The organism is Serratia sp. CY29653, assembly GCF_052169255.1.
GTDB classification, from domain to species: domain Bacteria; phylum Pseudomonadota; class Gammaproteobacteria; order Enterobacterales; family Enterobacteriaceae; genus Serratia; species Serratia sarumanii.
In genome coordinates this window covers 2,247,784-2,266,500 of sequence record NZ_JBJNLC010000001.1, presented here as the reverse complement: position 1 = coordinate 2,266,500, position 18,717 = coordinate 2,247,784, and the positions used below count along the sequence as shown (strand labels likewise).

At 64.6% G+C, this 18,717-nt stretch carries 20 protein-coding genes and 1 pseudogene; 12 read left to right on the top strand and 9 right to left on the bottom strand.

The annotated features are described in order from the left end of the window. The first annotated feature begins 1 nt into the window (after window position 1). The 7 genes from uca to urtE are packed head-to-tail and all read left to right on the top strand — an operon-like array spanning window position 2 to window position 9,878. Window positions 2-3,622, top strand: a complete 3,621-nt coding sequence (uca, locus tag ACJ8HN_RS10895; protein WP_442523418.1) for an urea carboxylase — start codon at window positions 2-4, stop codon at window positions 3,620-3,622. A 14-nt stretch (window positions 3,623-3,636) separates the two neighbouring features. Beyond that, on the top strand, window positions 3,637-4,347 hold the full coding sequence (locus tag ACJ8HN_RS10890) for a GntR family transcriptional regulator (RefSeq protein ID WP_033646979.1): 711 nt from the start codon (window positions 3,637-3,639) through the stop codon (window positions 4,345-4,347). A 35-nt stretch (window positions 4,348-4,382) separates the two neighbouring features. After that, window positions 4,383-5,651: an urea ABC transporter substrate-binding protein gene (gene urtA, locus ACJ8HN_RS10885; RefSeq protein ID WP_025302020.1), complete on the top strand. Its 1,269-nt coding sequence runs from the start codon at window positions 4,383-4,385 to the stop codon at window positions 5,649-5,651. Between the two features lie 56 nt (window positions 5,652-5,707). Continuing rightward, complete coding sequence (urtB, locus tag ACJ8HN_RS10880; protein ID WP_197668482.1) at window positions 5,708-7,288, top strand: urea ABC transporter permease subunit UrtB; 1,581 nt, start codon at window positions 5,708-5,710, stop codon at window positions 7,286-7,288. Further along, complete coding sequence (gene urtC / locus ACJ8HN_RS10875) at window positions 7,288-8,364, top strand: urea ABC transporter permease subunit UrtC (RefSeq protein WP_016928582.1); 1,077 nt, start codon at window positions 7,288-7,290, stop codon at window positions 8,362-8,364. Before urtB ends, urtC begins: the two co-directional genes overlap by 1 nt. Then, on the top strand, window positions 8,361-9,167 hold the full coding sequence (gene urtD / locus ACJ8HN_RS10870; RefSeq protein ID WP_015377102.1) for an urea ABC transporter ATP-binding protein UrtD: 807 nt from the start codon (window positions 8,361-8,363) through the stop codon (window positions 9,165-9,167). The genes urtC and urtD overlap by 4 nt, the downstream gene beginning before the upstream one ends. 12 nt (window positions 9,168-9,179) lie before the next feature. Continuing rightward, window positions 9,180-9,878, top strand: a complete 699-nt coding sequence (gene urtE / locus ACJ8HN_RS10865; protein WP_442523417.1) for an urea ABC transporter ATP-binding subunit UrtE — start codon at window positions 9,180-9,182, stop codon at window positions 9,876-9,878. A 7-nt stretch (window positions 9,879-9,885) separates the two neighbouring features. Here the strand turns inward: urtE and ACJ8HN_RS10860 are convergent, their stop codons facing one another. Both ACJ8HN_RS10860 and ACJ8HN_RS10855 read right to left on the bottom strand, forming a co-directional pair. Then, on the bottom strand, window positions 9,886-10,221 hold the full coding sequence (locus ACJ8HN_RS10860; protein WP_442523416.1) for a type II toxin-antitoxin system RelE/ParE family toxin: 336 nt from the start codon (window positions 10,219-10,221) through the stop codon (window positions 9,886-9,888). After that, window positions 10,169-10,432, bottom strand: coding sequence for a type II toxin-antitoxin system ParD family antitoxin (locus tag ACJ8HN_RS10855; RefSeq protein WP_033646967.1), 264 nt, complete (start codon window positions 10,430-10,432; stop codon window positions 10,169-10,171). Before ACJ8HN_RS10855 ends, ACJ8HN_RS10860 begins: the two co-directional genes overlap by 53 nt. 135 nt (window positions 10,433-10,567) lie before the next feature. Here ACJ8HN_RS10855 and ACJ8HN_RS10850 point away from each other — a divergent pair, with 135 nt between their 5' ends. Then, on the top strand, window positions 10,568-11,080 hold the full coding sequence (locus ACJ8HN_RS10850) for a DUF2165 family protein (protein ID WP_442523415.1): 513 nt from the start codon (window positions 10,568-10,570) through the stop codon (window positions 11,078-11,080). Window positions 11,081-11,102: 22 nt separating this feature from the next. On the opposite strand, the gene ACJ8HN_RS10845 is transcribed toward ACJ8HN_RS10850, so the two are convergent. The 5 genes and pseudogenes from ACJ8HN_RS10845 to ACJ8HN_RS10825 form a co-directional block, all read right to left on the bottom strand. Then, the gene (locus ACJ8HN_RS10845) at window positions 11,103-11,615 is read right to left on the bottom strand and encodes a GNAT family N-acetyltransferase (protein WP_442523414.1); all 513 of its coding nucleotides are present in this window, start codon (window positions 11,613-11,615) and stop codon (window positions 11,103-11,105) included. A 24-nt stretch (window positions 11,616-11,639) separates the two neighbouring features. Beyond that, window positions 11,640-11,945, bottom strand: coding sequence for a type II toxin-antitoxin system RelE/ParE family toxin (locus ACJ8HN_RS10840; RefSeq protein ID WP_033637605.1), 306 nt, complete (start codon window positions 11,943-11,945; stop codon window positions 11,640-11,642). A 1-nt stretch (window position 11,946) separates the two neighbouring features. Beyond that, window positions 11,947-12,207 carry a type II toxin-antitoxin system Phd/YefM family antitoxin gene (locus tag ACJ8HN_RS10835; RefSeq protein WP_033637606.1) on the bottom strand — a complete coding sequence of 87 codons (261 nt, stop codon included), beginning with the start codon at window positions 12,205-12,207 and terminating at the stop codon, window positions 11,947-11,949. A 68-nt stretch (window positions 12,208-12,275) separates the two neighbouring features. Beyond that, window positions 12,276-13,511: an FAD-dependent oxidoreductase gene (locus ACJ8HN_RS10830; RefSeq protein WP_041034061.1), complete on the bottom strand. Its 1,236-nt coding sequence runs from the start codon at window positions 13,509-13,511 to the stop codon at window positions 12,276-12,278. Window positions 13,512-13,587: 76 nt separating this feature from the next. Beyond that, window positions 13,588-13,728: pseudogene (locus ACJ8HN_RS10825) on the bottom strand (DUF4865 family protein); the annotation flags it as partial. Between the two features lie 124 nt (window positions 13,729-13,852). On the opposite strand from ACJ8HN_RS10825, the gene ACJ8HN_RS10820 reads away from it, so the two are divergent. Next, a complete protein-coding gene (locus ACJ8HN_RS10820; RefSeq protein ID WP_033637609.1) occupies window positions 13,853-14,722 on the top strand; it encodes a LysR substrate-binding domain-containing protein in 870 nt (289 codons plus the stop codon). Here ACJ8HN_RS10820 and sseA read toward each other — a convergent pair. Next, window positions 14,719-15,564: a 3-mercaptopyruvate sulfurtransferase gene (gene sseA / locus ACJ8HN_RS10815; RefSeq protein WP_193145956.1), complete on the bottom strand. Its 846-nt coding sequence runs from the start codon at window positions 15,562-15,564 to the stop codon at window positions 14,719-14,721. The two genes, ACJ8HN_RS10820 and sseA, sit on opposite strands and share 4 nt — an antisense overlap. Window positions 15,565-15,665: 101 nt before the next feature. On the opposite strand from sseA, the gene ACJ8HN_RS10810 reads away from it, so the two are divergent. After that, window positions 15,666-16,088: an NUDIX hydrolase gene (locus ACJ8HN_RS10810; RefSeq protein WP_033646950.1), complete on the top strand. Its 423-nt coding sequence runs from the start codon at window positions 15,666-15,668 to the stop codon at window positions 16,086-16,088. Here ACJ8HN_RS10810 and ACJ8HN_RS10805 read toward each other — a convergent pair. Further along, window positions 16,076-17,515 (bottom strand): aminotransferase-like domain-containing protein, encoded by a 1,440-nt coding sequence (locus ACJ8HN_RS10805; RefSeq protein ID WP_442523413.1) that lies wholly within the window; start codon window positions 17,513-17,515, stop codon window positions 16,076-16,078. The two genes, ACJ8HN_RS10810 and ACJ8HN_RS10805, sit on opposite strands and share 13 nt — an antisense overlap. Before the next feature lie 180 nt (window positions 17,516-17,695). On the opposite strand from ACJ8HN_RS10805, the gene ACJ8HN_RS10800 reads away from it, so the two are divergent. Together ACJ8HN_RS10800 and ACJ8HN_RS10795 are read left to right on the top strand one after the other, a co-directional pair. After that, the gene (locus tag ACJ8HN_RS10800) at window positions 17,696-17,878 is read left to right on the top strand and encodes a DUF1127 domain-containing protein (RefSeq protein WP_072265259.1); all 183 of its coding nucleotides are present in this window, start codon (window positions 17,696-17,698) and stop codon (window positions 17,876-17,878) included. Window positions 17,879-17,887: 9 nt separating this feature from the next. Beyond that, window positions 17,888-18,511: a glutathione S-transferase family protein gene (locus tag ACJ8HN_RS10795; RefSeq protein WP_442523412.1), complete on the top strand. Its 624-nt coding sequence runs from the start codon at window positions 17,888-17,890 to the stop codon at window positions 18,509-18,511. Window positions 18,512-18,717 lie beyond the last annotated feature (206 nt).

Sequence of the window (18,717 nt, the reverse complement as noted above, 5' to 3'; positions counted from 1 at the left end):
CATGTTTACTACCGTACTGATCGCTAACCGCGGCGAAATCGCCTGCCGCGCCATTCGCACCCTGAAACGCCTGGGCGTCACCAGCGTGGCGGTTTATTCCGACGCCGACCGCAATGCGCCGCACGTCACCGAAGCCGACAGGGCGGTGGCGCTCGGCGGCGACAAGGCCGCCGACAGCTACCTGAGCATCGACAAGATCCTTGCGGCGGCGGCAGCCACCGGCGCGCAGGCGATCTATCCCGGCTACGGCTTTTTGTCCGAGAGCGCCGAGTTTGCCGACGCCTGCGAGGCGGCGGGCATCGCCTTTATCGGCCCGACGGCGGCGCAGATGCGCGAGTTCGGTCTCAAGCACCGGGCGCGCGAGCTGGCGGCGTTGGCCGGGGTGCCGATGACGCCGGGCACCGGCTTGCTGGAGAGCGTGGAGCAGGCGGTTGCCGCCGCCGCGCGCATCGGCTACCCGGTGATGCTGAAAAGCACCGCCGGCGGCGGCGGCATCGGCCTGACGCGCTGTGACGACGAGGCGGCGCTGCGCGAGGCGTACGACAGCGTCAAACGGCTGGGAGAGCAGTTCTTCCGCGACGCCGGCGCCTTTATCGAACGCTTCGTCGATCGGGCGCGTCACGTCGAGGTGCAGATTTTCGGCGACGGCCAGGGGCGGGTGGCGGCGCTCGGCGAGCGCGACTGCTCGCTGCAGCGCCGCAACCAAAAAGTGGTGGAGGAAACCCCGGCGCCACACCTGCCGGCGGCGACCCGCCAGGCGCTGCAGCGGGCGGCGGTGGCGCTGGGCGAATCGGTGAATTACCGCAGCGCCGGCACCGTGGAATTTATTTACGACGCCGCGCGCGACGAGTTTTACTTCCTCGAAGTGAACACCCGCTTACAGGTCGAGCACCCGGTCACCGAGATGGTCACTGGCCTGGATCTGATCGCCTGCATGCTGCAGGTGGCGGCGGGCGATGCGCTGGATTGGGCGGCGTTGCAACGCGCGCCGCAGGGCGCGGCGATCGAAGTGCGCCTCTATGCCGAAGATCCGCTGAAGAACTTCCAGCCCAGCCCCGGCGTGCTGACCGAGGTGCATTTCCCCGCCGACGTGCGCCTCGACGGTTGGGTGGCGACCGGCAGCGAAGTCTCGGCGTTTTACGACCCGATGATCGCCAAGCTGATCGTACACGGCGCTGACCGCGCGCAGGCGCTGGAAAAACTGCGCGTGGCGCTGGCGGCGACCCGTTTGCACGGCATCGCCACCAACCTCGATTATCTGCGGCAGGTGATCGCCACGCCGCAATTTCAGCGCGGCGACGTTTGGACGCGCCTGCTGGACGATTTGCGTTACCAGCCGCACTGCCTCGAAGTGCTGCAACCCGGCACCTACAGCAGCGTGCAGGACTATCCCGGCAGGCTCGGCTATTGGGACATCGGCGTGCCGCCGTCCGGCCCGATGGACGACTTCGCGTTCCGGCTGGCCAACCGCATCGTCGGCAACCACCCGGCGGCCGCCGGGCTGGAGTTTACCCTGCAGGGGCCGACTCTGCGCTTTCATTGCGACGCCATCATCGCGCTGACGGGTGCCAGCTGCCCGGCCGACCTGGACGGCGAAGCGGTCGCTTACTGGCGGCCGATCGCAGTGCGGGCTGGGCAGGTGCTGACGCTGGGGCGCGCCACGCACGGCTGCCGCACCTATCTGGCGGTACGCAACGGCTTTGACGTGCCGGTGTATCTCGGCAGCCGTTCCACCTTTGCGCTGGGCCAGTTCGGCGGCCACGCCGGGCGCACCTTGCGCGTGGCGGACATGCTGGCGATCGCTCAACCGGCGCTGGCCGCGAGCACCACGCCGGCGCCGATCGCCGCGCCGCAGGCGATGGACGACAGCCTGATCCCGCACTACGGCGATCAGTGGCATATCGGCGTGCTGTACGGGCCGCACGGCGCGCCGGACTTTTTCACCGCCGAATCGATAGAGGCCTTCTTCGCCACCGACTGGCAGGTGCATTACAACTCCAACCGTCTCGGCGTGCGCCTGGCGGGGCCGAAGCCCGAGTGGGCGCGGCAGGACGGCGGCGAAGCCGGTTTGCATCCTTCCAACGTGCACGACTGCGAGTACGCCATCGGTGCAATCAACTTCACCGGCGACTTCCCGGTGATCCTGACCCGCGACGGGCCCAGCCTCGGCGGCTTCGTCTGCCCGGTAACCATCGCCAAGGCCGAGCTGTGGAAAGTGGGGCAGGTGAAGCCGGGCGACCGCATCCGGTTCCATCCGATCGGCTTTCGCCAGGCGCAGTCGCTGGAGCAGGCGCAGCTTGGCAGCATCGAAGCGCTGGCGGCGGTGAAGGCCATCACCCTGCCGCCGCCGGATCTGGCCCCGGCGGAGACCGTTTCCGCCGCGGTGCTGGCGGCGCTGCCGGCGGCGGAAGGGCGCCCGGCGGTGGCGTATCGCCAGGCGGGGGACGGTTACCTCCTGATGGAGTACGGCGACAACGTGCTCGATCTGGCGCTGCGGCTGCGCATCCATCTGCTGATGCAGTCGCTGCGGCAGGAGGCGATATCGGGCGTGGCGGAGCTGGCGCCGGGCGTGCGTTCGCTGCAGATCCGCTACGACAGCCGGCTGATAAGCCAGGCCGACCTGTTGCAGCGTCTGCTGGCGCGCGAACGGGCGCTGGGGGACGTCAGCCGCCTGAAGGTGCCGACGCGCACCGTCTGGCTGCCGATGGCGTTCGAGGATTCGGCCACGCTGGGCGCGGTGGATCGCTATCAGCAGACGGTGCGCGCCTCGGCGCCCTGGCTGCCGAACAACGTCGATTTCATTCAGCGCATCAACGGTCTGAGCCAACGCGAGCAGGTGCGCGACATTCTGTTCGACGCCAGCTACCTGATCCTCGGGCTGGGGGACGTCTACCTCGGCGCGCCCTGCGCGGTGCCGCTCGATCCGCGCCATCGCCTGCTGAGCTCCAAATATAACCCGGCGCGCACCCACACCGCCGAAGGGACGGTCGGCATCGGCGGCATGTACATGTGCATCTACGGCATGGACTCGCCGGGCGGTTACCAGCTGGTGGGGCGCACGCTGCCGATCTGGAACAAGTTTCTCAAAAACTCGCAGTTCACCGCCGGTGAACCCTGGCTGCTGCGCTTCTTCGATCAGGTGCGCTTCTATCCGGTCAGCGAGCAAGAACTGGACGAGCAGCGCGAAGCGTTCCGTGAAGGGCGCATGCAGGTGCGCATCGAAGAGAGCGAGTTCGACTTCGCCGCCTACACCCGTTTCCTGGCCGACAACGCCGAGGCGATCGCCGGCTTCCAGCGCCGCCAGCAGCAGGCGTTCAGCGCCGAAGTGGCGCGCTGGCGCAGCGATGACGACGAGGCCGAGGCGCAGCTGTTGCCGCCGGAGGAAGAAGACGCCATCGACGGCGATCTGGTCAGCGCCGATCTGAACGGCAGCGTGTGGAAGATCCTGGTGGAGCCGGGGCAGGCGGTGGCGGCCGGGCAGCCGCTGATCGTGGTCGAGGCGATGAAGATGGAATTGGCGGTCACCGCGCCGCGCGCCGGGATCGTCAAACGCATCAGCTGCCGGCAGGGGCGGCCGGTCGGGCCGGGCGACGCCCTGCTGTGGCTGGAAAAAGCGATCTGAACGGAGGGGCGAAGATGCAAATCACCAACGGAGAGCACAAGGCGCGGCCGGAGGGGCTGGCGGAGCGCATTTATCTGCAGCTCAAGGCCGACATCTTCGAGTTTCGCCTGCTGCCGGGCGATCGCTTCAGCGAAAGCGACGTGGCGCAGCGCATGGCGGCCAGCCGCACGCCGGTGCGTCAGGCGCTGTTTCGACTCGAGCGCGAAGGCTATGTCGAGGTGCTGTTTCGCAGCGGCTGGCAGGTGCGGCCGTTCGATTTTGCCTACTTCGAAGAGCTGTACGACCTGCGCATCGTGCTGGAACAAGAGGCGGTGAAACGGCTGTGCGAATGGCCGGCCGGGGAAACGCCGGCCGCGCTGGCGGCGCTGAACCGTTTTTGGACCGAAGCGCCGCGTCTGGCGGACGGCCAGGTGGTGTCGCAGCACGACGAGCAGTTTCATCAGGCGTTGGTGGCCGCGGCGGGCAACGGCGAAATGGCGCGCATCCACCGCGAGCTGACCGAAAAGATCCGCATCATTCGCCGGCTGGATTTCACCCAGCAGGCGCGGGTGGACGCCACCTACCGCGAACACGCCGCCATTTTGCAGGCGATCCTGCAGCGGCAAAGCGGGGTGGCGCAAGCGCTGCTCGGCGAGCACATCGCCGTCAGCAAGGCAGAGGTACGAAAAATAACGCTGCACATGTTGCACCAGGCGCGGGCCCAGCAGCCGGCGCGCTCGGCGTAACGATTTTGATTTCACACACATCAGGAGTTTGAACTATGCAACGTCGTCGTTTTATCAAAGCTTTTGCGCTGTCCGCCGCCGCTGTCGGCCTGGGCCTGGCCTGGAGCGCGCAGGCCGCCGACACCATCAAGGTCGGCATTCTGAGTTCGCTCTCCGGCACCATGGCGATTTCCGAGACGCCGCTGAAGGATGTGGCGCTGATGACCATCGACGAGATCAACGCCAAAGGCGGGGTGCTCGGCAAAAAGCTGGAGCCGGTGGTGGTGGATCCGGCCTCCAACTGGCCGCTGTTCGCCGAAAAGGCGCGCCAGCTGCTGAGCCAGGACAAGGTGGCGGCGGTGTTCGGCTGCTGGACCTCGGTGTCGCGCAAGTCGGTGCTGCCGGTGTTTGAGGAGCTGAACGGACTGCTGTTCTACCCGGTGCAATACGAAGGCGAAGAGATGTCGCCGAACGTCTTCTACACCGGCGCGGCGCCGAACCAGCAGGCGATCCCGGCGGTGGAATACCTGCTGAGCGAGGACGGCGGCGGCGCCAAGCGCTTCTTCCTGCTGGGCACCGATTACGTCTATCCGCGCACCACCAACAAGATCCTGCGCGCCTTCCTGCACAGCAAAGGCGTGCAGGACAAGGATATCGAAGAGGTCTATACGCCGTTCGGCTACAGCGATTACCAGACCATCGTCGCCAACATCAAGAAGTTCGCCGCCGGCGGCAACACCGCGGTGATCTCCACCATCAACGGCGATTCCAACGTGCCGTTCTACAAAGAACTCGCCAACCAGGGCGTCAAGGCCACCGACGTGCCGGTGATCGCCTTCTCGGTCGGCGAGGAGGAGCTGCGCGGCATCGACACCAAACCGCTGGTGGGCAACCTGGCGGCCTGGAACTACTTCGAATCGCTGGATAACCCGACCAACAAACAGTTTGTCAGCCAGTGGAAAGCCTACGCCAAGGCGCACAATCTGCCGAATTACGCCACCGCGGTGACCAACGACCCGATGGAAGCCACCTACGTCGGCCTCCACATGTGGGCGCAGGCGGTGGAAAAGGCCGGTACCACCGACGTCGATAAGGTGCGCGCCGCGATGGCCGGGCAAACCTTCGCCGCGCCGTCGGGCTTCACGCTGACCATGGACAAGACCAATCACCACCTGCACAAACCGGTGATGATTGGCGAAATCGAGGGCAACGGGCAGTTCAACGTGGTGTGGCAAACCGAAGCGCCGGTGCGCGCGCAGCCGTGGAGTCCCTATATCGCCGGTAACGACAAAAAACCGGATTACCCGGTGAAAGGCGGCAAGTAACGTCACTCAGCGCCGGCGCGGCTCGACGCGCGCCGGCCCAACAGAAGAGGCAGCTGATGCAATCTCCGTTTTTATCCTTTTTGCGCGTCGGGCTGTGGCTGTTGTGCGCCTGGCCCCTGCTGGCGCAGGCCGGGCCGGCCGATGAGTTCGCGGCGGCCAATCGCGCGCAGCAGGCCAAACTGCTGCAGGCGTGGGCGGCCGAGCCGGACGCCGCTCGCCTGCCGTTGCTGCAGGGGCTGCAGCAGGAAACCGTGGCGATCGACGAGGCGAAGCGCGCCTTTATCCGCCAGGGCGACCGCTATCTGCCGCTTGAAGGTGAGGCGGCCCCGGTTGGCGAGCCGAAGAAGGTGTGGCTGAACAACCGGCTGCGCATTCTGATCGCCAACGCGCTGTCGGCGCAGCGGTTGGTCAGTGCGGACGCGGCGGTGCGGCTGCAGGCGGCGACCGCGCTGCAGCGCGAGGCGCAGGGCGAGCAGTTGCCGCTGTTGACCCGGCGGCTGGCGCAGGAGAAAGACCCACAGGTACGCGACGCGCTGAGCATTGCGCTGGCCAACCTGCAATTGGCCGACGCCAGCCCGCAGGTGCGCTTCAATGCGGTGCAACTGCTGGGGGAATCGGGCGAGCCGGAAACCCGCGCGCGGCTGCAGGCCTTGACCGACGCGGCCAATGAGCCGGATGCCGCGGTGCGCGCCGAGGCGCAACGCAGCCTGCAGCGCGTGCAGCACCGCCTGATGATCGGCGATCTGCTCGGCCAGGCGTTCAGCGGCCTGTCGCTCGGTTCGATCCTGCTGTTGGCGGCGCTTGGTCTGGCGATCACCTACGGCCTGCTCGGCGTCATCAATATGGCGCACGGCGAAATGCTGATGCTCGGCGCCTATTCGGCCTATCTGGTGCAGGGGCTGTTTCAGCAGTTTGCGCCGCAGTGGCTGGCGCTCTATCCGTTGGCGGCGCTGCCGGTGGCGTTCGCCATCACCGCCGGGATCGGCATGCTGCTGGAGCGCACGGTGATCCGCCACCTGTACGGCCGGCCGCTGGAAACCCTGCTGGCTACCTGGGGCATCAGCCTGGTACTGATCCAGCTGGTGCGGGTGCTGTTCGGCGCGCAGAACGTCGAGGTCGCCAACCCGGCGTGGCTGTCGGGCGGCGTGCAGCTGTTGCCGAACCTGGTGTTGCCGTGGAACCGCATCGCGGTGATCGCGTTCGTGCTGCTGGTGCTGGCGTTGACCTGGCTGCTGCTGAACAAAACCCGGCTCGGCATGAACGTGCGCGCGGTGACGCAAAACCGCGCGATGGCGGCCTGCTGCGGCGTGCCTACCGGCCGGGTGGACATGCTGGCCTTCGGGCTGGGATCCGGCATCGCCGGGCTCGGCGGGGTGGCGCTGTCGCAGCTGGGCAACGTCGGGCCGGAGCTGGGGCAAGGCTACATCATCGACTCGTTCCTGGTGGTGGTGCTCGGTGGCGTCGGCCAGCTGGCGGGGACGGTGGCTGCGGCCTTTGGCCTCGGCATCGTCAATAAGATCCTCGAACCGCAGATCGGCGCCGTGCTGGGCAAGATCCTGATCCTGGTGCTGATCGTTCTGTTTATTCAAAAGCGTCCGCAGGGGCTGTTCGCCCTTAAGGGCAGGGTGATTGACTGATGAGCCAACCATTGACCGTAACCGGCGTGCAGAAAGCGCCCCGGCTGGCGTTGAGCATCGGCGGGTTGGCGTTGCTGGCGCTGCTGGTGATGCCGTTCATGACGCTGTTGCCGGCGGATCATCCGCTGGCGGTGTCCACCTATACCCTGACGCTGGCGGGCAAGATCCTGTGCTACGCGGTGGTGGCGGTGGCGCTCGATCTGGTGTGGGGCTATGCCGGGCTGCTGTCGCTCGGCCACGGGCTGTTCTTCGCGCTCGGCGGCTACGCCATGGGCATGTACCTGATGCGGCAGGCGGCGGGCGACGGGCTGCCGGCGTTTATGGCATTCCTCTCCTGGAATGAGCTGCCGTGGTTCTGGAGCGGCACCCAGCATTTCGCCTGGGCGCTGTGCCTGATCGTGCTGGTGCCGGGCCTGCTGGCCTTTCTGTTCGGCTATTTCGCCTTTCGCTCGAAAATCAAAGGGGTGTATTTCTCGATCATGACCCAGGCGCTGACCTATGCCGGCATGCTGCTGTTCTTTCGCAACGAAACCGGCTTCGGCGGCAATAACGGCTTTACCGGTTTCACCACGCTGCTCGGCTTTCCCATCACCGCCGCCGGCACGCGGGTGGCGCTGTTCCTGGCGACGGTGCTGCTGCTGGCCGCCAGCCTGGCCATCGGCTTTGCGCTGGCGCGCAGCAAGTTCGGCCGGGTGCTGACCGCGGTGCGCGATGCGGAAAACCGGCTGACCTTCTGCGGCTACGATCCGAAGGGCTTCAAGCTGTTCGTCTGGACGCTGTCGGCGGTGCTGTGCGGGCTGGCCGGCGCGCTCTATGTGCCGCAGGTCGGCATCATCAACCCCGGCGAAATGTCGCCGACCAACTCGATCGAGGCCGCCATCTGGGTGGCGCTCGGCGGGCGCGGCACGCTGGTGGGGCCGCTGCTCGGCGCCGGCATCGTCAACGGCGCCAAGAGCTGGTTCACCATGGCCATTCCCGAATACTGGCAGTTCTTCCTCGGCCTGATGTTTATCGTCGTCACGCTGTTTCTGCCCAAAGGGGTGATCGGCCTGCTGCGCCGGAGGAAAACCTCATGAAAGCGATGCAAGTGACCGACGAGCTGTTTACCCACCCGCTGCCGGCGGATAAATACCGGCAGCAAACCGATCCGGTGCTGCAGCTCGACAACGTCAACGTCAGCTTCGACGGTTTTCGCGCGCTGACCGATCTGTCGCTGCGCATTGGAGTCGGCGAACTGCGCTGCGTGATCGGCCCCAACGGCGCCGGCAAGACCACGCTGATGGATGTGATCACCGGCAAGACCCGGCCGGACAGCGGCAGGGTGTTTTACGATCAGACCGTCGATCTGACCCGGCTGGCGCCGATGCAGATCGCCCACGCCGGCATCGGCCGCAAGTTTCAAAAACCGACGGTGTTCGAGGCGCTGACGGTGTTCGAAAATCTGGAGATCGCGCAGAAAACCCGCAAGTCGGTGTGGGCCTGCCTGCGCGCCCGCCTGAGCAGCGAGCAGCGCGACCGCATCGACGAGATGCTGAAGACCCTGCGGCTGGGGCATGAACGCCACCGGCCCGCCGGGCTGCTGTCCCACGGGCAGAAACAGTTTCTCGAGATCGGCATGCTGCTGGTGCAGGAACCGCACCTGCTGTTGCTCGACGAGCCGGCGGCCGGCATGACCGACGCTGAAACCGACTACACCGCTGAACTGTTCCGCGAGCTGGCGGGCAAGCATTCGCTGATGGTGGTGGAGCACGACATGGGGTTTGTGGAAACCATTGCCGATCGCGTGACGGTGCTGCATCAGGGACAGGTGCTGGCGGAAGGATCGCTGGCGCAGGTGCAGGCCGATGAACGGGTGATTGAGGTATATCTGGGGCGCTGAGGAGGCGTAATCATGCTGCAGGTAGAGGAATTGAATCAGTATTACGGCGGCAGCCACATTCTGCGCGGCCTGTCGTTCGAGGCGCGCATCGGCGAGGTGACCTGCCTGCTGGGGCGCAATGGCGTGGGCAAGACCACGCTGCTGAAATGCCTGATGGGGCTGATCCCGGCGCGCAGCGGCAGCGTCCGTTGGCGGGGCGAAACCATCACCGGTAAAAAGCCGCATCAGCGGGTGCAGGCGGGCATCGCCTATGTGCCGCAGGGGCGGGAGATTTTTCCGCGCCTGACGGTGGAGGAAAATCTGCTGATGGGGCTGGCGCGTTTTTCCGGCGCCGGCGCGCGCACGGTGCCGGATCCGATCTATGAACTGTTTCCGGTGCTGCGGCAAATGAAGGATCGGCGCGGCGGCGATCTCTCCGGCGGGCAGCAGCAGCAGTTGGCGATCGGCCGGGCGCTGGCCTGCCGGCCGCAGCTGCTGATCCTCGACGAGCCGACGGAAGGGATCCAGCCTTCGGTGATCAAGGAGATCGGCGCGGTGATCAAACAGCTGGCGGCGAAGGGCGATATGGCGATCCTGCTGGTGGAACAGTTCTATGACTTTGCCGCCGACCTGGCGGACAGCTATCTGGTGATGTCGCGCGGCAGCATCGTGCAGCGCGGCGCCGGCAGCAATATGGAACAGGACGGCGTACGCGGGCTGGTGGCGATTTGACGTTGGATCAGCTGAAAAAGGATCGGCTGAGCGGATCGCGGGAATGATTCAGCACTCTGATGATATTCACCTCCCGCCTGTGCTGACGAAAAGAAATCAGGTGGTTGGCGACGGGCAATACCCCTAGGCCGGGGCCGATTGCATCGATGTTTCTGCCGAGTTGGGGGTGGCTAAGGTTATCGAAAGCCTGATGCAGGTGGCGCAGATAATCTTCGGCCACCTGTAAGCCAAAGTGCGCCAATCCGTAAAAATAGATCTCTTCCATATCGCCAAGGCTTTTGGGCGGACGGTTACTTTCCTGCGCATCCTTTTGCTTTGCTCCGTATTCTTTCCATGAACACATCACGATCCCATTCGACGGCTTCGCCGCTGTGCTCTCCTTCGGCAATCAGGCGCCTAAGCTCTTCCAGTTTTGAGGCGGCGGTACGTTCGCGCAAAGTGCGCACGGATTCGCGGATGACTTCGCTGGGCGTGCGGTAATCGCCGCTGGCCACCAGGTCTTCGACGAAGCTACGCAGTTCGTCACCCAGATCAACCGTTAATGTTCTGCCCATTGTTCCCCCTCACTTTCGGCTATGCTGCGTCATTGTAAGATTAGTTCTTACATTGTGCACGTCAAACTCTCAGGATCTCGACTGCGGCACCGCCATGAGGGCGGAAGCCGCAAGTTTATTAATTAAGGATAACCCATGAACGAAATCACTGTGTCACGCCTCGGTTGCATCGTCCTGTCCCTGTTTCCGGCCCTGTGGGGGCTGTTCAGCCTGTTGAACAATACGGCGGATTTCGCCGGCACCGCGCGCAACGCGGTGGGTCCGCTGCTCGCCATGCAGGATACCTATCAGACGCCGGGGTTGATGTGGCGCGCGATCGGCGCCGACTGGGCCTGCATGTTGGGGTTGGCTGTCATCACCTCGCTGGAAACGCTGGCAGGCCTATTCGCGGCCGCAGGCGTGGTGCTGATGATCGGGCGATTTAAAGGCCCTTACGCCGCCTTCGCCAAGGGCAAAATCTGGGCGATGCTGGGGGCGCTTTGCGCGATCGCGGTGTGGGGCGTCGGCTTTATGGTGGTCGCCGGCGACTGGTTTATGGCCTGGCAGGCCAAGCAGGATCCGCTGGCGGTGCAGCTGGGGGCACTGATCTACCTGGCGCCCAATGCGTTTGCCTTGCTGTTCCTGATGCTGCAGCGGGAGCCGCGCTAAACGAAGGCGGAGCGGGGCGCGGTTACAGCGCCTTGCTCATATACCAGATGCCTATCGAGCCCTGGGCGCTGGTGTAGCAGGTCTCGCCACAAATGCTCAATCCCTGGCGCTGATAAAAGCGTTGGGCGCCGGTGTTGCGTTGCAGCACCTCCAGCCACAGCGTCTTCTGCCGGCGCTCGATGGCCCGCTGCTGCACCTGTTCGAACAGGCGCTGGCCATAGCCGTTTCCGGCATGGCCCGGCAGGAAATAGATTTTCTGCAGCTCTGCGCCGCAGGTTTGCGTTGGCGCCAGCAAGCTGTCGACGTTGAGCCGCGCATAGCCGACCAGGGCGTCATCCTCATAGGCCAACAGCCAGCACACGTCGGGATCGCGCAGCGTCCGTTCCAGCGCGGAGACGGCAAAATCCTCGGCCAGAAAGGCCTCCAGCTCGTGCGGGTAGCGCCACAGCTCACCGAAGTGCGCGCGATAGGTGCGGATGCCGATATCGCGCACCTGGGTTAAATCTTCCAGCAATGCCTGACGGACGGTGAACATCAGTGCCCCTTTGAGTAAGAAAAGTTACAGCCGTTGTTCCAGATGCCGGTGGGGCACCATCGCCTGATGCAAAATGGCAAGAACGGTGATGCCGGCAGGGCGGCTGCGGTAGTAGATCCTATGGCTGGCGTAAGGAAAACTGCGTATCTCTTCGCCCAGATCGTGAAAGTGGGCTTTACCCGCTTCCGGCATGTCCGCCAGATGATGCATGATCTCTCTCAACTGCTCAAGATAGCGGCGAGATTGCGTTTGGCCCCAGTGCTCGACGGTGAAATGGCGAATAGCCAGCAGATCTTGTTGGGCTTGCGGGGTGAGGCGAAACGCGGGCATATCAGTCGGTTTCATCGGTGAGCAGACGGTTGAAGAAGGCATCACCGTCTACCGCCTTACCGGCGTCTTCCTCGGCGGTAGCCTGCGCGATTTTTTGCTGCAGTGCGCGTAGTTTGAGATCTTCCAGCGCCTGGTAGTCTTCTACCGACATGACGACGGCGACCGGTTTGCCATTGCGATTGATTTGCACCGGCTCACGTTGCGCCTTGAGCAGCAAATCGCCGAATTGGGTTTTGGCCTCGTTCGCGCTGAGTGCGTACATTTAATCGCTCCAGTTAATTAAATCGTTCGATTTAACCATTATACGGTGCGATGAAAAAAGCACCAATGTTATTCCGGAGGGCAGGTTTCGTTGGACAGATGCCGCGGCGTTTCGCGGCGAAAACCCAGGCCGATGATGCGGCCGAACAGGCGCGGCAGCCAGCGGCTGTTGCCGACGCGGGCGATCAGGCGCGAACCGCCCGCTGCGCGGCGTTCGCCCGGCTTGCGCTGGCTCATTTTGATCTGCAAAAACTGGATGGCCCGGGTGGGGAATTCGCGCCGGCGCTGCACGCTCAGCAGATGCTTCAGCTGCAGCCGATGCTGGCGCAGCGGTGGGATCAGGGCGTTGGCGGCGGCCACCGCGTCCTGAATCGCCAGGTTGACGCCCACGCCGCCGATCGGCGACATGGCGTGCGCGGCGTCGCCGATGCACAGCACCCCCGGTTTGGCCCAGCGATCCAGACGATCGATGCGGATGCTCAGCAGCTTCACCTGATCCCACTCGACGATCTCCTGCAGGCGATCGTCCTGGAATGGCGCCACCTCGGCGAGGTGCAGCAAAAATTTCTCCAGGCCGCTGCGGCGGATCGCGTCGAAGCTGCCTTTATCGATCGAGTAGCCGCACTGCCAGTAGTCGCCGCGATCGATCATGATGAAGTTCTGCTTCGGCCCGGTATGGCCCATCGACCAGGCCGGATCGCCCGGCTGCTTGCTGAGCTTCATCCACAAGACGTCGCGCGGGGCGCCGAAGGAGCGGCTGCTGAGCGCCGCCTGCTCGCGCACCACCGAGTTGCGGCCGTCGGTGCCGATCACCAGCTGGCTGCGCACGCGGATCGGGCCTTCCGGCGTGTCGGCCAGCACGCCGCATACCTGGCCGCGGTCGTAGAGCAGCTTATGAACCTGCGTCGAGGTGAGCAGCCTGAAATGGGGGAATGCGGCGGCCTGCTGTGCCAAAAAGTTGAGGAACTCCCACTGCGGCATAAAGGCGATAAATTTGCAGCGCGTCGGCAGGCGGGTGAAATCCGCCAGCTTGATGTCGCGCCCGGCGACTTCGGCGTGCAGGGATTCGGCGCGCTGGTGCGGCAGCGCCAGCAGTTCGTCGAGCAGGCCCAGCTGGTGCATGACTTCCAGCGTCGACGGGTGAATGGTGTCACCGCGAAAATCGCGCAGGAAGTCGGCGTGCTTCTCCAGCACCGTCACGTCGATCCCCGCCCGCGCCAGCAGATAGCCGAGCATCAGCCCGGCGGGGCCGCCCCCCACGATGCAGCAGGTGGTGGCGTAAGGTGTGATCGGTGATGACGGCATGGCGGTTGACCCCGGAGAGCGGCCCGCATCCCGCGAACCGCAAATGAATGTTTAATGTTGATAATGATTATCAATATCAAGTTTGGCTGTCAACCCGCGGCGCAGTGTGGTCAAAGGGGACGGACAGATGGCCGACGCGGAACAGCTGGCCGTTGTGCGGCTGTGCCTGCGGCGGTTCACGCCATAAATCCAGCCGCACTAACCGCCACTTGGCGGGCTGCGTGCATCGCGAGCATAAGGATTCTCCGCAAAGACGTTGACCGGGAGAGCGTGACACGCCATCTTTATCAGTAAAATCGGTATTATTTTTATCGATGGTTCAGAAAATCAGGATGGTCAGCATGAGGCGAATAACGTTCGATCTCGAGGATTTGCGCAGCTTCGTCACCGGCGTCGAGCTGGGCAGCTTCGCCAAGGCGGCTGAACGGCTGGGGCGTTCGACGTCGGCGGTCAGCGCTCACCTGAAAAAGCTGGAACAGCAGGTCGGCGCGCCGATCCTGCGCAAGGCCGGGCGCGGCATGGTGATGACCGAGGCGGGGGAAACGCTGCTCGGTTACGCGCGCCGCCTGCTGGAGCTCAATGACGAAGCCGCCGCCGCGGTGCGCGGGTTGGATTTGCAGGGCACGGTGCGGCTGGGGCTGCAGGAGGATTTCGGCGAGACGTTTCTGCCGCAGGTGTTGGGCAGCTTCGCGCGCGCCAATCCAAAGGTGCGCATCGAGGCGCGCATCGCGCGCAATGCCGAGCTGATCGACTGGGTGCTGAAAGGTCAACTGGATCTGTCGCTGGCGTGGGATGGCGGTTTGAGCACGCCGTTTCATCTGGCGCTGGGGCAGCGGCAGCTGCACTGGATCGCCTCGCCCGGCTTCGCGCTGGCGCCCTGGCGAGAAGGGGATGAGCCGTTGCCGTTGGTGATGTTTGACGCGCCTTGCCTGATGCGCAGCGCGGCGACGCAGGCGCTGGATCGTGCCGGCATACCCTGGCGCATCGCCTTTACCAGCCGCAGCCTGAACGGCGTGTGGGCGGCGGTGAGCGCCGGATTGGGCGTCACGGTGCGCACGGCGGCGGGTTTGCCGCCCGGCCTGGCGCCGCTGGCCCCCGATCTGCTGCCCGCTCTCGGCCAGCTCGGCGTGGTGCTGCACCGCGCCGAGGATCAGCCTTCGGCCGCCGTGCAGCGGCTGGCGCAGATCGTGGTCGAGCGGATCGAAACTTAATCTTGGGCGATCGGCTGCTTGCCGCTCAGCTGGCCCCATTCGCTCCAGGCGCCGTCATACAGCTTGACCTGCGGCGCGCCGAGCGACAGCAGGCCGAACGCCAGCACCGCCGCCGTCACGCCGGAGCCGCAGCTGGTGATGATCGGGCCGTTGATATCCACTCCCTTGTCGTTGAAGGTTTGGCGCAGCGCCTCCAGCGATTTGAAGCGGCCGTTTTCCAGCAGCTCGCCGTACGGAATGTTGATGCTGCCGGGAATATGGCCGCGGTGCAGGCCGGGGCGCGGCTCCGGCGCTTCGGCATAAAAGCGCGGCGCGGCGCGCGCGTCGAGAATTTGCACCGGCGTGCCTAATGCCTGCTCCACTTGCCGCATATCCACCACCGCGTCGGCGTTGAACCGGGCGTTGAACGTCTGCGGGGCAGGCTGCGCCGGGCCGGTTGCCAGCGCCTGGCCCTGCGCGATCCAGCCGTTCAGCCCTTCGTCCAGCACGTAAACGCGCTCGGCGCCGAAATTGCGGAAAGTCCACCAGCCGCGCGGCGCGGAGAACTGGTTGCCCTCGTCGTAAATCACCAGGGTATCGCGTTCGCTGATGCCCAATTGGCCCGCCGCCGCGGCGAATTCCGCCGCTGTCGGCAGCATATGCGGCAGTGCGGTGCTTTTGTCCGCCACCTCGTCGATATCGAAATAGACCGCGCCGGGGATATGGCCGCGTTCGAACTCGGCAAGCATATCTTTCTTCGGCGTCAGCCCCACCGGCGACATCCGGACGTCGATCACCACCAGATTTTCATCGTTGATATGTTGCGCAAGCCATTGAGGGGTCACCAGAAACGGAGAATTCATCGTATTGTTCGCCTGTTGTGAAACGGATTTTCACTATACACCAGGCCGCGCCGGGATGGAGTATGATGTTCAGGCAACGGTATGGGCGGGAGACGGAAAACATGACGGATCGGGCGTTTGGCGGGGCCAAGATCGCGCTGCTGTGCGACGGCCGCCTGCTGGTTTACCAACGGGACGACAAGCCGGGCATTCCGTGGCCCGGGATGTGGGATCTGCCCGGCGGCGGGCGGGAAAACGGCGAGACGCCGCTGCAGTGCGTGCTGCGGGAAACGCAGGAAGAGTTCGGGGTGTTGCTCGCCGAACGCCAGGTTGTCTGGCAGCGGCGTTACGACGGTATTCAACCCGGCTACCCGCCGACCTGGTTTATGGCCGGGGTGATCACCCCGGCGCAGATCGCCGCCATTCGCTTTGGCGATGAAGGGCAGCGCTGGCGAATGATGCCGGTAGAGCAGTTTATTCATCACCCGCAGGGCATCGGTCATCTGCGCCGCCGGGTGGCGGAGTATTGGCTTCAGTCCGCCTGAGGTTGCAGCACGCCGCTCGGCATCAGTGCCTGGATGGTGGCGCCGACCCGCTGCACCGCCTGTTCGATCTCCGCCGTCAGCTTCGGCGCATAGTTGATGCGCAGGCAGTTGCGGTATTTGCCGGCGGCGGAAAAGATGCTGCCGACGGCGATCTGCACGCCCTGCTGCTCGAGATGGCGGTTCAGCCGCAGGGTGTCGAACGCCTCGTCCAGTTCGATCCACAGCATAAAGCCGCCGCGCGGCCGGCTGACGCGGGTGCCGGCCGGGAAGTGTTTCAGGATAAGGTCGGTCATGCGATCGCGGTTCTGCTGGTAGCGGGCGCGCATGCGCCGCAGGTGCTGCAGATAGTGCCCGCCGCGGATGAATTCGGCGATCGCCAGCTGCGGCTGGGTGGCGGTGGCGCCGGAGCCGATGAACTTCATGTGCAGCACCCGTTCCAGGTAGCGGCCGGGTGCGATCCAGCCCACCCGCAGCCCCGGCGCCAGCGTTTTGGAAAACGAGCTGCACAGCAGCACGCGGCCGTCTTCGTCGAACGACTTGATGGTGCGCGGCCGCGGGTAGTGATAGGCGATGTCGCCGTAGACGTCGTCCTCGATGATTGCCGTGTCGTGGCGCTGCGCCAGCGTCAGCAACCGCTGTTTGTGGGCGTCGGGCATGATGTAGCCCAGCGGATTGTTGCAGTTGGGCGTCAGCAGAATCGCTTTGATCGGCCATTGTTCCAGCGCCATCTCCAGCGCCGCCAGGCTGACGCCGGTGAGCGGATCGGTGGGGATTTCCAGCGCCTTGATGCCCAGGCCCTTCAGCGTCTGCATGGTGCCGTGGAAGCAGGGCGAATCGACCGCCACGATGTCGCCGAGTTGGCAAACGGCGCGCAGCCCGGCGGAGATCGCTTCCTGGCAGCCGGTGGTGATCAGCAACTGATCGGGGCCGATTTGGCAGCCGGAATCCAGCAGCAGGCGGGCGACCTGCTCGCGCAGCGCGGCCACGCCCTGAATGCTGTCGTAATACAGGCTGCGCAGATCGCCGTGGCGGGCGGCGTTGCGCAGGGCGACGATCAGCGGTTTCATCGTCGGCTCGGCGATATCCGGCATGCCGCGCCCCAGCTGGATCAGGCCCTCGCGCGGCCGGCTGCGCACCAGCTCCAGCACCTGCTCCCATTGCGAAATGTCCACCGGCCGCTGCACCGGCGCCGTCATGGCGGGCAGCTCGGCCTGCGCGCGCCGCGTATGCACGAAGTAGCCCGACTTCGGCCGCGCCTCCACCAGGCGCTGTTCTTCCAGCAGCCGGTAGGCTTGCTGCACCGTGCTGATGCTGACGCCGTGCTCCTGGCTCAGCGCGCGCACCGAAGGCAGGCGATGGCCGGCGGGATACAGCCCTTGCTGAATGCGTTGGCTGAGAATGGCGGCCAGAGTGGCGTAGCGTGTCATACAGAGGCCTCTTATCGGGATGCAGGATTAAAAAACCGGTACAGATGCTTTCAAAGTAAACCATTCAGCGGTTTTTTTGGCGCAGCTGTATGAAAAAAATAGCGCCAGCGTGAATCTGTATTGTTTTTCTCCCGGCGAGCATGATGACTGCAACGCAAAAACAGCAGGGAGAATAACAACATGGCACTGTTTGATGGCATGACGACGCGGCGACGGGTAGGCTGGTCACGCTGGCGTTGGTATTTGTTGCGCCGCAGTACGCGCAGAGAGTTACTGCTGCTGAACGACAGGCAACTGGCGGATATCGGCCTGACGCGGGCGGATGCGCGGCGCGAAGGCGATAAACCGTTCTGGAGAGGGTAAGGAAAGCGAATGCTGAAATTATTGGGCAAAGCCTCATCGATCAACGTGCGCAAGGTATTGTGGACCTGCCAGGAGCTGGGGTTGCCGCTGGTGCGGGAGGACTGGGGCAGCGGCTTTCGCTCCACGCAGGAGCCGGCGTTTCTGGCGCTGAATCCCAACGGCCTGGTGCCGGTGCTGATCGACGGCGAGCGGGTGCTGTGGGAGTCGAACACTATCTGCCGCTACCTGGCCGGACGGGAAGGGCGCCGCGATCTGCTGCCGCAGGAACCCGGCGCGCGCGCGGCGGTGGAGATGTGGATGGACTGGCAGGCCACCGATCTGAACGGCGCCTGGCGCTATGTGTTCATGTCGCGGGTGCGCGGGCATGCGGATTATCAGGATGCCGCCAGCCTGGCCGCCGCCGAGCGTGAGTGGAATCGGCTGATGGGGCTGCTGGACAAGCATTTGGCGCAGCACGGCCTTTATGCCGCCGGCGCGGCCTTCACGCTGGCGGACGTGGTGCTGGGGCTGTCGCTGAATCGCTGGCTGATGACGCCGTTCGAGCGGCCGAATTATGCGGCGCTGGCGGCCTATCAGCAGCGCCTGCTGCAACGCCCTGGCTACGTGCAGCACGGCGCCAACGGTTTACCTTGATATGAAATAAACGGTTCATTTTACCTCGTCCGGATACGGCAAGCCGTGTCCGGGCTTTCCCCGTTGCATCATCCCGTCAATGTTTCATGAACGGCATCACGAATGTGAACTTTATTTTCCTTTTTTCTTGTTGTTGAAATTTAAATTCCATATAAACCTGTTATCAGCCAGCGCGTTTCATTGAGCGGCGCCTGGTTCTACACAGG

What these genes read in the sequence shown, in the direction of transcription:
- uca (WP_442523418.1), top strand. Translation starts at nt 2, where the DNA reads ATGTTTACTACCGTACTGATCGCTAACCGCGGCGAAATCGCCTGCCGC.
- ACJ8HN_RS10890 (WP_033646979.1), top strand. Translation starts at nt 3,637, where the DNA reads ATGCAAATCACCAACGGAGAGCACAAGGCGCGGCCGGAGGGGCTGGCG.
- urtA (WP_025302020.1), top strand. Translation starts at nt 4,383, where the DNA reads ATGCAACGTCGTCGTTTTATCAAAGCTTTTGCGCTGTCCGCCGCCGCT.
- urtB (WP_197668482.1), top strand. Translation starts at nt 5,708, where the DNA reads ATGCAATCTCCGTTTTTATCCTTTTTGCGCGTCGGGCTGTGGCTGTTG.
- urtC (WP_016928582.1), top strand. Translation starts at nt 7,288, where the DNA reads ATGAGCCAACCATTGACCGTAACCGGCGTGCAGAAAGCGCCCCGGCTG.
- urtD (WP_015377102.1), top strand. Translation starts at nt 8,361, where the DNA reads ATGAAAGCGATGCAAGTGACCGACGAGCTGTTTACCCACCCGCTGCCG.
- urtE (WP_442523417.1), top strand. Translation starts at nt 9,180, where the DNA reads ATGCTGCAGGTAGAGGAATTGAATCAGTATTACGGCGGCAGCCACATT.
- ACJ8HN_RS10860 (WP_442523416.1), bottom strand. Translation starts at nt 10,221, where the DNA reads ATGTGTTCATGGAAAGAATACGGAGCAAAGCAAAAGGATGCGCAGGAA.
- ACJ8HN_RS10855 (WP_033646967.1), bottom strand. Translation starts at nt 10,432, where the DNA reads ATGGGCAGAACATTAACGGTTGATCTGGGTGACGAACTGCGTAGCTTC.
- ACJ8HN_RS10850 (WP_442523415.1), top strand. Translation starts at nt 10,568, where the DNA reads ATGAACGAAATCACTGTGTCACGCCTCGGTTGCATCGTCCTGTCCCTG.
- ACJ8HN_RS10845 (WP_442523414.1), bottom strand. Translation starts at nt 11,615, where the DNA reads ATGTTCACCGTCCGTCAGGCATTGCTGGAAGATTTAACCCAGGTGCGC.
- ACJ8HN_RS10840 (WP_033637605.1), bottom strand. Translation starts at nt 11,945, where the DNA reads ATGCCCGCGTTTCGCCTCACCCCGCAAGCCCAACAAGATCTGCTGGCT.
- ACJ8HN_RS10835 (WP_033637606.1), bottom strand. Translation starts at nt 12,207, where the DNA reads ATGTACGCACTCAGCGCGAACGAGGCCAAAACCCAATTCGGCGATTTG.
- ACJ8HN_RS10830 (WP_041034061.1), bottom strand. Translation starts at nt 13,511, where the DNA reads ATGCCGTCATCACCGATCACACCTTACGCCACCACCTGCTGCATCGTG.
- ACJ8HN_RS10820 (WP_033637609.1), top strand. Translation starts at nt 13,853, where the DNA reads ATGAGGCGAATAACGTTCGATCTCGAGGATTTGCGCAGCTTCGTCACC.
- sseA (WP_193145956.1), bottom strand. Translation starts at nt 15,564, where the DNA reads ATGAATTCTCCGTTTCTGGTGACCCCTCAATGGCTTGCGCAACATATC.
- ACJ8HN_RS10810 (WP_033646950.1), top strand. Translation starts at nt 15,666, where the DNA reads ATGACGGATCGGGCGTTTGGCGGGGCCAAGATCGCGCTGCTGTGCGAC.
- ACJ8HN_RS10805 (WP_442523413.1), bottom strand. Translation starts at nt 17,515, where the DNA reads ATGACACGCTACGCCACTCTGGCCGCCATTCTCAGCCAACGCATTCAG.
- ACJ8HN_RS10800 (WP_072265259.1), top strand. Translation starts at nt 17,696, where the DNA reads ATGGCACTGTTTGATGGCATGACGACGCGGCGACGGGTAGGCTGGTCA.
- ACJ8HN_RS10795 (WP_442523412.1), top strand. Translation starts at nt 17,888, where the DNA reads ATGCTGAAATTATTGGGCAAAGCCTCATCGATCAACGTGCGCAAGGTA.